Source organism: Mycobacterium sp. 663a-19 (assembly GCF_035616495.1).
Taxonomy (GTDB): domain Bacteria; phylum Actinomycetota; class Actinomycetes; order Mycobacteriales; family Mycobacteriaceae; genus Mycobacterium.
Window position 1 is genome coordinate 700,883 of the sequence record NZ_JAPJAV010000001.1, and the last position, 15,972, is coordinate 716,854.

The following is a 15,972-nucleotide window of genomic DNA, read 5'->3' on the forward strand; positions in this document are numbered from 1 at the left end:
ACCACCCTATTGTGTCCGCGTGAGCTCCTACCGATCTGGTGAACGAGAAGCGCCGCCCGCCCCGGAGCCGTTGGCGCCCCTGGTCGATGCCCATACCCACCTCGACGCGTGCGGCGCCGATGACGCCGACGGCGTGCGCGCCATCGCGGAACGCGCCGCGGCGGTCGGGGTGGTCGCGATGGTCACCATCGCCGACGATCTGGACTCGGCGCGCTGGGTGACGCGGGCCGTCGAGTGGGATCGGCGGGTGTACGCGGCGGTGGCGCTGCACCCCACCCGCGCCGACGCGCTGGACGACTCCGCGCGAGCCGAAATCGAGCGACTGGCAGTCCGCCCCAGGGTGGTGGCCGTCGGCGAGACGGGCATGGACCTGTACTGGCCCGGGCGCCTGGACGGGTGCGCCCGACCCGAGGTCCAGCGCGAGGCATTCGCCTGGCACATCGACCTGGCCAAGCGCTGCGGGAAACCGCTCATGATCCACAACCGCGATGCCGACGCCGAGGTGCTCGACGTGCTGGCCGCCGAGGGGGCGCCCGACGCCGTGATCTTCCACTGCTTTTCGTCGGACAGCGCGATGGCTCGCCGGTGCGTGGACGCCGGGTGGTTGCTCAGCCTGTCCGGGACGGTGAGCTTTCGCAACGCACACGCCCTGCGCGAGGCCGTGCCATTGATACCGCCGGAGCAGCTGCTGGTGGAAACCGACGCGCCGTTTCTGACGCCGCACCCGTATCGGGGCATGGCCAACGAGCCGTACTGCCTTCCGTACACCGTGCGCGCGGTGGCCGAACTTCTGGATCGTCAGCCGGAGGACGTCGCGCACATCACCACGAGCAACGCTCGGCGCGTCTACAAGCTGGAGTCGGTGGATTCGCAATCACCTTGAGCGCCAAGGTCTTTGGCGCCCGCCGTGATGTCCACGGACGACGCGCGGGTGCGCGCCTCCCACGGTGCGTAGTAGGCCAGCCCCAGGGAGGTCACCAGTATCGATCCCACCGCCAGGCCGACGGCCACGCCGCTTGCGCTGCGGAACAGCAAGGCGGCGCCGGTGCACGTCACGAGCGTCACCGTCATCCACGCGATTTTGAACCGCAACACGTCCAGACTCCGATTGAACGTCTTGAGGAAGATGCACAACGCGAACGCGACCACGCTTGCGCAGTACTCGATCACGATGATGGGAAGGACATGCTGGGCCGGTCCGAATGACTGGCCCAAGACGTAGCCCCCCACGCGGCCGGGCAATGAATACAGCACCACACCGCCGGCCACGGCCAATGCTGCGACGCCGGCGAACCATCGCAGTGAGGCGTACCAGACCGTCCGGGGCTGTGCGGTGTTGCGGGTGGCTTCGGAAATGACGACCAGCTGCAGGGCGCCGACCAGAATCCCGATGGGCGCCAAGAGCAGCGTCGCGCCGCGAAGCGCCGCCGTGGCCGCCGGACTCAGTACCGCCGTCACCATTCCGAGGACCAGGAACAGGTTGGTTTGCTCGAGGCCCGCGTCGATGCCGTATCTGACGCGGTGCTGCCAGCCGGCCCGTAGCCACCGCCCGAAGCCGTCGAGTCGGGGCAGCATCCGAAGATCCGCCGCCATCCCGATGAGGGCGATCAGGCCGAGGCCCGCCCACCCCCCGATCAGCCACGGCACGGTCGAAAGCCTCAGCCACGCCGAAACGAGCAACAGAACCGTTCCGAGGAACCAGACGCCGTCCCACGTGGCCGCGACTTGCGGCCTGCCATCGGAGATCGCGACATACCGCAAGATGTCTTGGCACAACACAATCGGCGCGGCGACGGCCAGCAACACCGCCGGCAAGCCGAGTGCGTATCCGAAGACCACCATCACGCCCAGGACGACGCAGCCGACCACCAGGCCGGCGAGCAGCGCGTGGGAACCCTCGCGGCGTATTTGCACGGTCGTTTGATCGGATTTGAGCAGCAGTGGGGTTCCGACGGCGCCGCGCTGAGCTCCCAAAAGGGCGGTGAGTGCCGTGATCATCAGAACGATTTCGCCGAACGATCGCGTGCTGGACGCCACCGCGACGGCGAATGTGAAGATTCCGTTGCTGGCGCTGGAGAAGACTTGGTCGACCACCGCAGACCAGACGCGTGTCCTGCCGTTCACGGCGTCTCATTCACTGGGAACCTTCAACCGCCGAAACCGAGGAAGATCCGATGGGATCATTCACGTCACCTTGAGCCGGGCGCTCACCCCGGAGGAAAACGAAATACAGTGCCAGTGCGGCTAACATCGTTACCACGAGCGCGATGACAATCCGCGCCGCGAGCCGCATATTCATCGGTTCATCGGCCCCGGTGCCGAGGCGGTACTTTCAGCACCGCCTCATCGTAGCGTCACCCGGGACCGCCGTCCCGCCTTATTGCGCTCCATCACGGTGACGCGGTCGGTACGCAAAAATCTCGCCCCTGCCGCCTTCTTGCTAGGGTTCTTCCAACGCGACCGAATCGCCGCGATGTGAGGGCGTTGTATGCAGAAGAATCGTTCCGTCGGCGGGGCGAATGTGAGGCCCACCTGGGTTCGTCGTGGCACCAGATTGGTTGGCCGTAGTCTCGAAATCGCCTCCCGGTTCGAGCCGATCCGCCGGGCACTTTTCGAGTACTACGATCAAAGATCGAAAAGATTCATGCGTCTGGCTCCCGCCCACCCATTTGACAACGAGTACGCAATAAAAACCAGCGGCGTGCTGCCCGGATCCGTTCTCCGGCTGGGCTATCCCCTGAAAGCGACCACCGGTCGCGTCGGCTATCTCGGTGTGCAGCCAAGCATCCTTCGCCGGGCCTTGAACATTCTCCCCGTTGATAGTGGAACAACTTTCGTCGACCTGGGTTGCGGAAAAGGGCGTGCTTTGGTGGTGGCGTCCGAGTTTCCGTTCGGGTCGATCGTCGGCGTGGAAATATCGCCCGAGCTCGCCGAGGTTGCCAGTGAGAATGCTCTGGTGGTGCGCCGGAACCACCCGCAGCGAACGCCGATATCCGTTGTCGAAGGGGACGTTCTGGACTATGCGCTTCCACCGGGCAATCTCGTCATATTCTTGTTCAATCCCTTCGAAAAGGTTCTGATCACACAGCTTCTGAACAAGATCGAGGCCGCGCTGCAGGAGCGAGACAGCAGCATTTACGTTGTCTACATCAACCCGGTGTGCGGCCACATTTTCGACGGCTCCTCGATGCTGAGCCGGATCTACGCCGAATCACTTCCATACGACCCGGCGGAAATAGGAACCGGCCCAGACTCTTCCGATACCGTGATCATCTGGCAGGATAGAAAAAATCCCCGCGTGAGTGCTCGCGAAGGGGTAGACCGGCGGATTGTGGTGACAACCTTCGGCATGCGCGCTGAGCTCGTGGACTAGTTGGCCACCGGCTGGTGAATTCCGCTGGACTACAACGGATCTGAATGTCTCGATGCCCTCGCTGCGCGAAGCGAGTCGAGCATCATCCTTGCAACCCGCTGGACCTCCGGCGGATCGAGCGCCGCCGTGTGGTCACCGGCAATACGATGGGCGGTCAGCGGCCCCTTGTGAAATTCGTCCCAGCCCAACAGATCTGCTTCCGCAGCCTCCGCCGTTACCTCGCTCACGAACAGGTGCATCGGCACCTCGTGCCCGGCTTGCTGATAGCGGAATATGATCTCCGCGGCGCCGCGATAATCGAAGTCGTTCTCCGGCCACAGCGGGCCGCCGCGAAGCACCCGGAGCGCGACCTCGCGGTACTTGGCCCACCGCTCTCGTGCCGGACGTCGGCGCAACCGGCGAAGCCGCCATCGCAGCGTCATCTCCGCCCGCAGGTGCTTCTCCATCGATGGTGCCGGCATATCGAGAACGCCCAGCCACTCGACTTGCTGGCCGGCGTCGACGGCCTGCCGGGCGATCTCGTAGGCCACGAGCCCGCCGAACGAGTAGCCGACGAGCGCGAGCGGACCGTCCGGCTGCCGGCTGCGGATCGCCGAAAGGGCCTGGGTGGCATGCTGCTCGATGGTCATGGATCGGTCGAATAGGCCACCCGGCTGTTCGGGGACCAACGCGTGTACCGGCTGCGCGGCGCCCCACTGAGCCGTGAAGTGTCGCAGGCTCATCGCCGACGAAAGACCGGAGAAGATGAAATGCAGCGGTGCGCGGGTGGCGGCTTCGTCGCTCCCGACCCGGCCGTCCGCGTCGAGTAGTTCCGCAAGTTGCGCAACGGTCCTGCCATAGTCGAGGAACGCGGCAAGCGACAGCTCGACACCAAATGCCCGCTCGACTTCGGAGATCAGTCGCGCCGCCAACAGCGAATGACCGCCCATGTCGAAGAAGTCGGCCTCGACGTCGGTCACCGGCATGACCAGCAGCTCAGCCCACAACCCGGCGACGCGCCTTTCCGTGTCGGTGCGCGGAGGCCGAGCGCCGACGAGGTGGGTTCCCGGCGCCGAGGGCGCCGGCAAGGCGGCCCTGTCGAGCTTTCCACTGGCGTTCGTGGGCAGTGCGCTCAGACGTACGAATGCGTTGGGAACCATGTACTCGGGCAGGCGGCGGCGCAGCCAATCGCGTGCTTGTGCGTCACCCGGGCATCCGGAACTGTCGATGACATACGCGACCAACTGCTGTTCGCCGCTGGGTGTCTCGCGAGCGACCACCGCGCAGCCGCTCACCTCTGGGTGCTCGCACAGGGCGGACTCGATCTCGCCCGGCTCGATGCGGAAGCCGCGTATCTTGAGCTGTTCGTCGTAGCGCCCCAGGTGTTGTATGCGGCCGTCGGGCAAGAACCTGCCCCGGTCGCCGGTCCGGTATATACGTCCACCGGCATGGAACGGATCGTCTGCGAACCGATGCGCATACTCGGGGCGATCGAGGTAGCCGCGACCCACCGAGACGCCACCTATGACGATTTCCCCGGGAACGCCGATCGGTTGGAGTCGCCCGCGGGGATCGGTGATGTACACCCGGACGTTCGGCAAGGCCCTGCCCACCGTGACGGTGTCCCCCGGGGCCAGACGCACGACGTTGGTGACGACCGTGGTTTCGCTGGGGCCGTAGGCGTTCCAGACCGCCCGGCACCGCTGCAGTAGTGCGGCGGCAAGCGTATCCGTCAGCGCTTCGCCGGCGGGCACTGCGGTGAGGTTCCGATCTCCGCTCCACCCGGCGGCGATGAGCGCCGTCCAGGTGGCCGGCGTGGCCATCATGTAGGTCGCGCGGGCATCCGCCATCAGCCGGATCAGCGCGGCCGGGTCCATCGCCTCCATGGCCGTGGCAAGCACCACGCGTGCTCCACACGCCAACGCGCAGAAGATGTCGCCGAGCGCCATGTCGAAGGCGATGGAGGCAACCGACAGCACGGTATCGGAGGAGGTGACACCGAACTGACGAAACATGGTGCACATGAGGTTCGTGACGCCGCGATGCTCGATGAGCGCCGGCTTCGGGCGACCGGTGGAGCCGGACGTATAGATCACGTAGGCCAGGTCCACCGGAGACACGGTGCGTGACAGCGCATCACCGCGGGGTTCGCCCGGCCCCACATCGCGGAGGTCGATAACGGTGGCCACGACGGTCTCTCCGCCGGTCGGCAGCTCGCGGTCGGTAAGCACGATGCTGGCGCCAGTGTCGTTGATACAGAACCTGTTCCGGGAGGTCGGCTGACGGGGATCCAGCGGCAGAAACGCCGCACCGGATTTGAGAACTCCCAAGATGGCCGCCACCAGGTCGGGTGTGCGGTCCAGCAGTAAGGCCACCACCGTGCCGGGCGCGGCACCCGCCCGAATCAATTCCGATGCGATGACCGTCGCGCGGTCGTCCAGTTGGCGGTAGGTGAGGGTCGTTTGGCCGACCCGCACGGCCGGCGCGTCGGGTGCGCGTTCGACCTGCACGCTGATGACGTCGTGTATGGATTGCGGTGGATTGCCTTGCGGGGTAGTCCGATTCCAGCCGAGCTGTCGCTGCCGCTCATCCGGGGTTACCAAGTCATGTTCGGCCATCGGTATGCCGGGTGCCGCCGCGACAACGTCGAGCAACCGGCACCAGTGGATGGCCATCTCCTCTGCTGTCGCACGGTGGAACAAATCCGTGCTGAAGACGAACCCTCCCTCGACGTGCCCCTCCGGCCGCTCGTCGAGCTGGATGCTGATGTCGAACTTCGCCGATGCCACCGCGTCGCCCACGTCGGGTGCCATCACGTGCAGTGACCAATCCTCGGCTGCCGGCGTCAGCGACGACTGAAGTTCCAACGTTGCTTGAAACAGGGGATTGCTGCGCGGATCTCGGGGCAGACCCAGGTCGGCCACCAGGGTGTCGAACGGCACCAGCTCGCCGAGCGCCTCGGAGACCACGCCACGCATTCGGCCTACCAATGTGGTGAAGGACTCGTCGCCCGACACGCCACATCGCAGGACCACCGGCGTGACGCAGTATCCGGCCACCCCCGGCAGGCCGTCGCAGCGGCGCAGGTCGTCCGTGGTGCCGAAGACGACGTCGGCGGACTCGCCGTAAAGATGAAGCCACCACGCGTACGCGGCGGCCAGTGCGTGGAAAAGGGTGCCTCCCGCGGGTTCAGCCACCCGGCGTAGCCCGGAAACGGTGCTGCTGTCAATCGTGAGCGGGATCGTCCCGCCGGAAAGACTCTGACGCAGCGGTCGCGGGTGGTCCAGCGGCAGCTGGGTGGCCGCGCTGCCGTCAAGACGCTCGCGCCAGTGAGCAATTCGGTTGGCCACCTCGGGTCCGCGAACCCAATCGAGTTCCCACATCGTGTAGTCGGCGTACTGCGCCTCCGGGTCGGGCAGCGACGAGGACGCGCCTGTGGCGTAGTTGCGGTATAGCGCTATCAGCTCGGGGAATACGACGCGGTTCAGCGTTGTACCGTCGCACACCAGATGGTGCAGGCCCAGGTAGAGGCGATGGTCCTGATCGGTGATGCGAATCAGCCGCGCACGTATCAACGCTACGTCGGCAAGGTCGTAACGACGCATCGTGTCGGCGGCGGCGATCTCGGTTGCACGAGCAACGGCGCGGTCGGGACCCAGGTCTGACAGATCTGTGAGGGGCAGATCGACATCGGCGGGCTCCCGGACGAATTGATAGGGCATGCCGTCGACGGTCCTAAAGGAGGTGCGCAACGCCGCATGTCTCGCCACAACCTCGGTAAGCGCCCGGCGCAGTGCTTCCACCGCCAGCGGACCGGTTTTGCGGATCACGATCAACTCGTTGTACGCCGGTGAGTCCGGCGCGAGTTGGCTCACATACCACAGCCCGGTCTGCGATACCGACAGCGGCAACAGCTCCGACGCGGATCCTGAACTGCCGGAACGCGTCTCGGTCACCGAGCGCGCACTGGCCACGCCGCTGTCGACGCCCACTCAGTACGCTCCTCGCCTGGTCAGGACCGCCTTGACGGTCTTGGCGATGATGATGAGGTCACCGGCCATCGACCAGTTCTCCACGTACGACAAGTCCAGCCGTACCGATTCCTCCCACGACAGATCCGAACGACCGCTCACCTGCCACAGCCCGGTGACGCCCGGCTTGACGAGCAGCCGTCGCCTCACATCGCCGTCGTACTTGTCCACTTCTCGCCTCAGCGGGGGCCGCGGTCCGACGACGCTCATGTCCTGCTTGAGCACGTTGATGAATTGGGGGAACTCATCGATGCTGAATCTCCGGAGTATCCGGCCCACGCGTGTGACCCGGGGGTCCTGCCGAATTTTGAAGAGCACACCACCAGCGCTCCCGTTCAGGGGTAGCAGGTGCTCGACCTGTTCGTCGGCGCCGTCGACCATCGTCCGCAATTTGAGCATCATGAACGGCTTGCCATCGATTCCGATGCGTTCGGCTCGGTAGAAGACAGGCCCTTTACTCGTCAGCTTGATCGCGATCGCCGCGGCAAAGAGGAAGGGCGAGGCAACGATAAGTGCGGTCAGCGCGAAACAGATGTCGAGGGCACGCTTCTGGAAGGATTGAGCCTCTCGGTATTGCGGCTTTTCGACGTGAAGCATCGGGAACCCGGCGACCGGTCGCAAGGCCAGCCGGGCTTCGGCGACGTCCATCACCCCGTGGGCCACCACAAGGTCGATGTCCAGGGTTTCCAATTGCCACATCAGCTGTCTGATTCCACGCACGCCGAAACAGTCGGTTCCGGTCAAGGCCACGGTGTCCGCCCCACAACTATCGATCGCAGCCAGCGCGTGCGCCTCGTCACCGAGCACGGGAATTTCCCTGTCGTGGACGAGGAGTTTCTGGCCGCGGGGTGGCCCGTATCCCGGAATTCCGACCCCGACGACGACGTAGCCACCCCGGGAATTGCGAGTCAGTTCCTCTGCCAGCTGGGAAACGGCGGCGAGGTCCCCGATCGCCAATACCCGCGTCTGATATCTGCCGTGCGCCCGTTGGTTGGCAACGTAGTAGCGCCACAAGCGGCGGCTCACCAGCAATCCCAGGGTGCCCACCGGAAGCGCGACCGCCAAGTAGCCTCTGGCCAGGAAGATCTTCGCGAGCAGAGTTGTCATCGCGATGATGCCGAAAGTCCAGAACGATGCGCTGGCGATGCGCCGATATTCCTCGATACCGTCACCGATGACACGGATCGATCTCGTGCGAAACACGGTCAGGCACAACAGCCACAGTGCGATGAACACAACCGAAAACAATGTGATCCACTGGCGCGGATGATCGGGGCTACCCGGTGAATCACCGAACCGGGCGTACTGCGCAAGCATCACCGACGCGCATACGATCAGCGAATCGGTGATGAACAACAGCCTCGAATAATGGTGCTGCCAGCGGCGCGCGGGGCCGGCGTGGACTGCCGGCGCCGACTGCGCGGTGACGGGCGGCTGGCCGTTTCGGCGGTGAATGTGCGATCGCCGATTGCGCTGAGGCGCAGAGTATTTCGGCGCGACCGGGGAGAGCACTTCGCGGGCCATGGCCGACCTATCCCGATTGCTCTCCGCGGTGCCGGCACGCGGCCGCGAGCGGCGTCATGATGCCTCGCTCCTGGCGACCTCATCCTCGGCGCGAGTCGGGGCAAGCCGGCGCCGTTGCAGGTAGGGCCAGCTGGCGTCCTGTTCGGAGATCACGGTGACCGGCAACGGCCACGCGATGCCGAATTCCGGTTCGTCCCAGCGGAATCCCTGCTCACTCGCCGGCTCGTACGGACCGCTGGCCTGGTAGATGAGTTCGGTGTCGTCGGTCAACGCCTGGAAGCCGTGTGCGACGGCCGGCGGCAGGAACAGCGCCCGGCGGTTGTCCGCACTCAACTCCACCATCACGTGGCCGCCATAGGTGTGCGACTCGGGGCGGACGTCCACCGCGACGCTCGCAACCGCGCCGCGGGTGCACCGAACCAGTGTGGCCACGGCGTGTGGCGGTGCCTGGCGACGCAGACCGCGCAGGGTGCCCCGGGTGTGGTTGAAGCAGACATGCGTCTGCGAGACGTCGGGAATCAGGCCGCGGGAGACGAATTCGGCCGCGCAGAACGACTGGTAGACGAAGCCGCGGTGGTCTCGGTCGGGTTCGACGTCGATGACCGTTACCCCGGCGACGGTCGTGGGCATGTACTTCACTGCATCTCCTTCCGAGGCAGTCGCTCGTCGATTTGGCTGAGAACCAGTGACGGCGCAGTGCTGTGGGGCGCCCTCCTTCGCATCACTCTGGGACCGTCGCATGTCCGTTGGTGGGGAGGTACACGATTGCGGGCGTGTATCCGGGTGCCGGCGGCGGGAGTCCGGCGGGCATCGAATAACCCGCGGCGGGCAGGGGTGTCGCGGACGCCGGGTATCCGGCGGCCGGCGGGCGCGCCACGACGCTCATGCGTGGCCCGTACTTGGCGGCGGCCGTACCGCCTGAGCCCGCCGCCGCGGCCCGCGGCAGCGCACCGAACATCAGTGGCGCACCAAGCCCGGTGCCAAGACCGGTGCCCGGCAACGGCAGCACCGGCGACGCCAACGGCATGCCGCCCAGCATCGCCGGACCTCCCGCGGCCCAGCCCCAGTTCGCCGGTACCGACAGCCCGCCGACCGCAGCCGCTTGGCCCAGGCCGGCCATACCACCACCCAAACCGCCCGTGGTCCCGGCCAACGTCGACACCAACGCGGCCGGGGCGGTGGTCGAAGCCGCGGCCGCGGGTGCGGCGGCCGCCGCGGAAGCCGCGAAGGGCAGGAAGACATCGGGGTTCATCAGGGGCCCCAGCGCGTCGCCCCCGAAGAACATCGCAGCCCACCCCGGGAGCACGGCGTACGAGGCGATCACGCTTTGGGCAATGCTGCTCAAACCGGTCGTTCCTCCGAAAAGTCCGGTCGCGGCGGCCGCGGACGACCCACCGGCGCCCGCGTCCGTAAGGGGCGCCGCAAGGGGTGACGCGAGGCTGTTGAGCGTTGTGGGCAGCGCGGACATCAGTTGTGAGATCGCTGACTGCGCTCCGGCGCTGGTCGACGTGCCGGCCTGGGCTCCCTGCACGGACTCCTGCAATTCCACCCCGGCCGGGTTCACGACGTCGGGCACTGGGGTGAACCCTGTCAGCATCGCGGCCTCTGCCGACCCCGCGGCATAGCCGTACATCGCCGCGGCGTCCAGGGCCCACATCTCGGCGTATTCGGCCTCGGTGGCCGCGATCGCCGCGGTGTTCTGACCCAAGATGTTGGTGGCGACCAGCGCCGCGAGTCGAGCCCGGTTGGCGGCGACCTCCACTGGTGGCACGGTCATCGCGAAGGCGGCTTCCCAAACCTCCACGGCAAGCCGGGCCTGGCTGGCCGTCTCGGCTGCGCGCGCGGCAGCCCCGGCCATCCAGGCCGCATAGGGACCGAACGCGGATGCCATGGCGAGTGACGAGGGACCCATCCACCCTTGGGTGGTCAAGCCCGTGATCACCGATCGGTAGGCACTCGCGGCGGAATACAAGTCGGCGGCCAACTCGTCCCAGAGCGCCGCGGCCACGGCCATCGATCCCGGGCCGGGACCCGCATACATCCGCGCGGAGTTGAACTCGGGGGGAAATGCTCCAAAGTCGATCGCCACAGACACCCGTCCCTCAGCCGGCTGCCACCGCGTCGGCGGCCTCGGTAGCGGTGTAGGCCTCGGACGCAATCAGCTCTGGCCGCGCGGCCACGAACGACATGTCCTTCCTCCTACGGAAGCAAGCCGACCCGGAGGCTGGCTGGGGTTAGTGCGGCACCTGGGTGTACGGGACTCATATACCGTTCATGTCCCTATGGGGTAGGATACATACTTTTAGACCGTTTTGGAAGCTAACTAGGGACATATGGTATAACTTGATGCTGAGCGCATGCTCACACACGGGATACACCGCATAGAACAGACTGCGGGCCAGCCGGGGGACTCGAGGAAGCCGGCGCCGACCCGGGCGAAGCGTGTCGGTGATCGTTCGAGCAGGAAGGCCGCGGTGGTGGAGAATAACCGCGCATCGCCGAGCGCAATTGGAAGATGCCGGCGATGCTTTAGTTCGCGGTCCATCCATTTATAGATTTATTTTGGCATGGGAACTTTGAAATACATGTGAGAAAGCATGCCGCGCTTTTGGGTGGCTTACGGATGCTGGCACTGACTCCCGGGGAGTCTGAAATCGGCCGAGGCACGGGAATACATGATTCGACTTGTGAAAACACGGAAGGTTTGATGGCTTCTCCCACACGAACGGCGCGAAGATCTGATTGACCAGCAAAATCCCAAGCCGTCCCGCACAACGGCGCGGGTTGCCCACCGCCTTCCCGGGAACCCGAATGCGCCGCGAAATCGCCGCCGCATGCTCTCGGCATCGAAATCGGTTGATGCGCCGTACTTCTGGGATATCATTCCGGTCGCGGCCACACTACCTTTGATGAGGGGCCGAAACCCGACTGGCGACAAGGAGTTGGAGCGGTTTTGGCGTCTACACCAAAGCGAGCAGGTGAAAAGTGGGCTTGAGCGATAAACAACGCGCCGCTGTTTTTCGTTTTCAGGATATTTCGCACGGCGAGGGTCATGACTACGCCAGCAACCCCCACCTGCGACACGACGCCCTGCATGAGCGCCTGAACGCCAAGATCGCGTCGGTTGTCGCCGAGGTGGTCAGCCGACGGGGAACCTGCGCCGTGCTGGAGATCGGCGCCGGGCACGGCTCCGTGACCGAAGTCGTTCTCGGGGCCGGCGGGACCCCGACCGTTACCGAGATGTCGAAGGCGAGCTTCGAATTTCTGGAGCACAAGTTCGCGGGTCAACATAACGTGACGGTGATCTATGACGCCAACGGCAGTGCACCGCTGCGGGTGGGGTCGCAATTCGACGTCATCTTGCTGATTTCGGTGATTCACCACATCCCCGACTACATCGAGGCGGTCACCAGCCTTTGCGACCGGGTGCTGCGTCCGGGCGGTGCCATGGTGACATTCCAGGACCCGCTGTGGTATCCGCGCCAGACCCGGACGGCGCGAGTTTTGTCGTGGGGGTCGTATTTCGCCTGGCGCGCGACACAAGGGGAGATCAAGCGCGGGCTCAAGACGCGTTGGCGGCGCCTCAGGGGGGTATATGACGAATCCGAACCGTCGGACGTCGTCGAATACCACGTGGTCAGGCAGGGTGTGGATGAGCTGGCGCTCGTCGATTTGCTGCGGGAGCGGTTCGACAACGTGGAAATAGACCGCTACTTTTCGACCCAGTCGGCGTTGCTTCAGGCGATCGGCGCCAAGTTCTTTCCGGACAACACTTTCGGCATCGTGGCGTCGGGACACAAAGAGCGGGTCTGAGGTGTATAGCCTCACCGCTGTGAGTGATGTGATCGCAGTACCCCGCGTCGGCGTCATCGACACGTCGCGACGGTACGGGAGCCGGTGAGGATCCCGCCGGTGCGCCTGCTCCAGGTTGCGGGCACACTCGACCCCGCTTACGGAGGGCCGTGCGTCGTCGTGAATCAACTCACCCGCAGCCTCATCGACCTGGGCCACTCGGTCGACGTGATCACGTTGGACCCCCCGTCCGCGCCGTGGCTCACCGATCTGCCCGGCTCACCCCGCGCCTTCGGCCCTGGACTCGGAAAGTACGGGTACACAAGGCATTTGAGGCCCTGGCTACAGCGGCATGCGCCCGGCTACGACGCCGTGACCGTCCACGGTATCTGGCAGTACCAAAGCCAGGCGGTGCGCGCGGCGTGCCGCAAAGCCGGGGTGCCATATTTTCTTTTCGTGCACGGCGCGCTGGACCCGTGGTTCAGGGAGCGCTATCCCGGCAAGCACGCCAAGAAGGCGCTCTACTGGCGACTTTTCGAGCACCGTACGCTTCGCGACGCCCGGGCCGTCCTATACACCTGCGAGGAGGAGCGACGCCTGGCCCGGACCGCGTTCACGCCGTACCACGCGCGGGAGGCCATCGTCGGCCTGGGAATCGAAGAGCCGCACGGCAACCCGGCGCTGCAGCGGGAGGCCTTCCTGTCGGCGAACCCGCACCTGCGAGACAAGCGCCTGCTGCTCTTCCTCGGCAGGCTGCATCCGAAGAAGGGGTGCGACCTGCTGATCGAGGCGTTCTCGCGGGTGTGCGATCGCGACGAGAGCCTGCACCTGGTCGTGGCGGGACCCGACGAATCGGGATCGGAGGCCGGGCTGCGGGCGCTGGCCGAGTCGCGTGGAGTGACGGGCCGCATCACCTGGACCGGGATGCTGAACGGCGATGCCAAGTGGGGCGCATACCGGGCTGCCGACGCGTTCGTGTTGCCGTCGCACTCGGAGAACTTCGGCGTCGTCGTCGCCGAGGCGCTCGCGTGCGGGCTGCCCGTCCTCATCAGCGACAAGGTCAACATCTGGCGCGAGATCGAACGCTGCGGGGCGGGTCTTGTCGACGGCGATACCGTCGCCGGCGCCGCCTCGCTGCTGAACCGCTGGATGGACCTGTCGGACGCCGGCCGCGCAGAAATGCGGCGGCGCGCCCGGGCCTGCTTCCTCGAAAACTTCGAAGCGCGGGGCGCCGCACTCGGTTTCGTAACGTCGATAGCCGGGGCGATCGGGAAGGCCGGCGCGGCATGAGGCGCTCGGCGAAACTCATCGCCATCCTGAGGGTGGGGAGCTATCGAGCCGCGCTGTTGCGGCACCGGGTGGCGGCGGCCGTCGAGCATGAGGAGGCGCTCGGCGGGCTGCAGCTGCGTACCGTCGTCGATGTCGGCGCCAACCGCGGTCAGTTCACGCTTTTCGCCCTGCGCGCATTTCCCGACGCGAAGATCGTCGCGCTCGAGCCGCTGGCGCTGCCCGCCGCAACGTTCCGCCGCGTCTTTGCCAACGAGCCGCGGGTCACGCTGCACCATGCCGCGCTCGGGCCCGAGAGCGGGCAATCCACCATGCACGTGTCGCGTCACGATGACTCGTCGTCCCTGCTGCCCATCACCGCCACACAGGAAAGCGTCTTCCGGGGCACCGGCGAGGTCCGCACCGAGGCGGTGCGGACCGGCCCGCTGTCGGAGTTTCTCGACGCCGGCTCCATCGAGGAGCCGGCGTTGCTGAAGCTCGACGTCCAGGGTTACGAGCTGGAGGCGTTGCGCGCGTGCGGGGAGCTGCTCGACAGGTTCGCCTACGTCTGCGCGGAGGCCTCGTTCATCGAGCTGTACGAAGGGCAGGTGCTGGCCGATGAGTTGGTCGGCTGGCTCCGTGACCACGGCTATGAGCTTGTCCGCAGCTACGGCACCGTCAGCGATGAGCGGGGGCGAAAGATCCAGGCGGACATGTTGTTTGAGTCGCGAACCCGTCAGAGGTAGAGCCCGTCGACGGTCGCCGTCTCCTTCGCCATGTTGACGACGACACCAAGGATGGGCTTGCCGAGCACCTTGACCCCGGCGACCAGTTCGGACAGCGAAGCCGTCGTGGTGGCGACCGGCCGCACGACGAGTATCGCGGCGTCCGCCGCGCCGAGAGCCAGTTGCGCATCGGTCGACTCGTGAAACGGCGGGGTGTCGATCAACACGACGTTGTTGCTCGGGCGCAACTGCTCCAGTTCGCGGCCGACGCTCTCCGGCGTCAGCCCTGCCGTCACGTTGATCACGGTTGTCACCGGATTGGTTTGGTCGTGCTTGGGCGCGGAGCGTACGGTCCCGGGATCGGTCGCGTCCGGCTGCTGCCTGCGTTTGGCGAAACGGACGACGCCTACCATTCGTCGACGGTCGGCGAACGCCTGCGCGAGCGCCGACGTCGCGATGGTGCCCCGATCATCGAGGTTGCCGGCCACGACGGCGACCTTGGGCGGCGATCCGGCTTTGGGTAGTCGTTGCAGCACGGAGTCGACGTTCAGGCTGAGCCGCAATGCCGCCTGGCGGAGTTTCTCGGACTTGCGCAGAGCCTTGACGTCCGAGATTTTGGGCAGCTTGCCGATGATCTCGCTTCCGGTGATCTCCTCCACCTGCCGTCGGGAGATCACTTTGGTATCGAAATGCTCCAGGAACCAGATCAAAGCGGCCGCAACGAAAAGGGCCATGGCGCCCGCCGCGAACGCGACCATCCACGTTGGAAACCCGGAATGCTTGACGCTGGCGGGGTTCGCCTTTGCCACGACCTGAATCAGGGGCGGATAATTCGGGTCGTTGCTGACGTTCTCCAGCTTGGCGATGTAGGCGCCCAGCAGATTGCCGTATTCGTTGGCGATGTTCGCCGCGCGCTGCGGGTCGGGGTCGGTGACCGAAACGACCATCAGCACAGTGTTTTTCACGTAGCTCGCCGAGACCCGGGACGACAGCTGTCGGGGCGTCATTTTCAGGCCGAGCTTGTCGATCACCATCTGCGCCAGCTCGTCGCTTTGGAACGTCTTGACGTATGTTTGCGCGCGTTGCCGGGAGAACAGGTCGCCCTGGTATGCGGTGACGGAGGTCTTCACGTCGGGGGCCCGGAGAAACACCTCGGTGGACGCGACGTAGTTCTTGCCGGCGCTGACGTTGTAAACCGCCACACCGACCGTCGCAATCGCCAGGCACGCAAGCAGGATTGGCCAACGCCGCCTGAAGATCACCCAGCCTCGCGTCACTAACT

At 65.7% G+C, this 15,972-nt stretch carries 11 protein-coding genes; 5 read left to right on the forward strand and 6 right to left on the reverse strand.

The annotated features are described in order from the left end of the window. The first annotated feature begins 19 nt into the window (after positions 1 to 19). Complete coding sequence (locus tag OQ968_RS03500; protein ID WP_324674654.1) at positions 20 to 883, forward strand: TatD family hydrolase; 864 nt, start codon at positions 20 to 22, stop codon at positions 881 to 883. Here OQ968_RS03500 and OQ968_RS03505 read toward each other — a convergent pair. Next, positions 847 to 2,124, reverse strand: coding sequence for a hypothetical protein (locus OQ968_RS03505; RefSeq protein WP_324674656.1), 1,278 nt, complete (start codon positions 2,122 to 2,124; stop codon positions 847 to 849). The two genes, OQ968_RS03500 and OQ968_RS03505, sit on opposite strands and share 37 nt — an antisense overlap. 364 nt (positions 2,125 to 2,488) lie before the next feature. Here OQ968_RS03505 and OQ968_RS03510 point away from each other — a divergent pair, with 364 nt between their 5' ends. After that, positions 2,489 to 3,373: a class I SAM-dependent methyltransferase gene (locus OQ968_RS03510; RefSeq protein WP_324674658.1), complete on the forward strand. Its 885-nt coding sequence runs from the start codon at positions 2,489 to 2,491 to the stop codon at positions 3,371 to 3,373. 29 nt (positions 3,374 to 3,402) lie between these two features. Here OQ968_RS03510 and OQ968_RS03515 read toward each other — a convergent pair whose 3' ends face one another. From OQ968_RS03515 to OQ968_RS03530, 4 genes are all read right to left on the reverse strand, one after another. Beyond that, positions 3,403 to 7,344, reverse strand: coding sequence for an amino acid adenylation domain-containing protein (locus tag OQ968_RS03515; RefSeq protein ID WP_324674660.1), 3,942 nt, complete (start codon positions 7,342 to 7,344; stop codon positions 3,403 to 3,405). Beyond that, entirely contained in the window at positions 7,345 to 8,907 is a 1,563-nt protein-coding gene (locus tag OQ968_RS03520) for a sugar transferase (RefSeq protein WP_324674662.1), read from the reverse strand. Positions 8,908 to 8,961: 54 nt separating this feature from the next. After that, positions 8,962 to 9,546 (reverse strand): dTDP-4-dehydrorhamnose 3,5-epimerase family protein, encoded by a 585-nt coding sequence (locus OQ968_RS03525; protein WP_324674664.1) that lies wholly within the window; start codon positions 9,544 to 9,546, stop codon positions 8,962 to 8,964. An 82-nt stretch (positions 9,547 to 9,628) separates the two neighbouring features. Further along, the gene (locus tag OQ968_RS03530; protein ID WP_324674666.1) at positions 9,629 to 10,996 is read right to left on the reverse strand and encodes a PPE family protein; all 1,368 of its coding nucleotides are present in this window, start codon (positions 10,994 to 10,996) and stop codon (positions 9,629 to 9,631) included. Positions 10,997 to 11,892: 896 nt separating this feature from the next. On the opposite strand from OQ968_RS03530, the gene OQ968_RS03535 reads away from it, so the two are divergent. From OQ968_RS03535 to OQ968_RS03545, 3 genes are all read left to right on the forward strand, one after another. Then, complete coding sequence (locus OQ968_RS03535; RefSeq protein ID WP_420715813.1) at positions 11,893 to 12,720, forward strand: class I SAM-dependent methyltransferase; 828 nt, start codon at positions 11,893 to 11,895, stop codon at positions 12,718 to 12,720. A gap of 99 nt (positions 12,721 to 12,819) precedes the next feature. Then, positions 12,820 to 13,989, forward strand: a complete 1,170-nt coding sequence (locus tag OQ968_RS03540) for a glycosyltransferase (protein ID WP_324674670.1) — start codon at positions 12,820 to 12,822, stop codon at positions 13,987 to 13,989. After that, entirely contained in the window at positions 13,986 to 14,711 is a 726-nt protein-coding gene (locus OQ968_RS03545) for an FkbM family methyltransferase (RefSeq protein ID WP_324674672.1), read from the forward strand. The genes OQ968_RS03540 and OQ968_RS03545 overlap by 4 nt, the downstream gene beginning before the upstream one ends. On the opposite strand, the gene OQ968_RS03550 is transcribed toward OQ968_RS03545, so the two are convergent. Next, positions 14,702 to 15,967 carry a Wzz/FepE/Etk N-terminal domain-containing protein gene (locus OQ968_RS03550; protein WP_324674674.1) on the reverse strand — a complete coding sequence of 422 codons (1,266 nt, stop codon included), beginning with the start codon at positions 15,965 to 15,967 and terminating at the stop codon, positions 14,702 to 14,704. The genes OQ968_RS03545 and OQ968_RS03550 overlap by 10 nt on opposite strands. Between the last annotated feature and the right edge of the window lie 5 nt (positions 15,968 to 15,972).

Coding starts and splice junctions, on each gene's coding strand:
- OQ968_RS03510 (WP_324674658.1), top strand. CDS start 2,489: ATGCAGAAGAATCGTTCCGTCGGCGGGGCGAATGTGAGGCCCACCTGG.
- OQ968_RS03520 (WP_324674662.1), bottom strand. CDS start 8,907: ATGGCCCGCGAAGTGCTCTCCCCGGTCGCGCCGAAATACTCTGCGCCT.
- OQ968_RS03545 (WP_324674672.1), top strand. CDS start 13,986: ATGAGGCGCTCGGCGAAACTCATCGCCATCCTGAGGGTGGGGAGCTAT.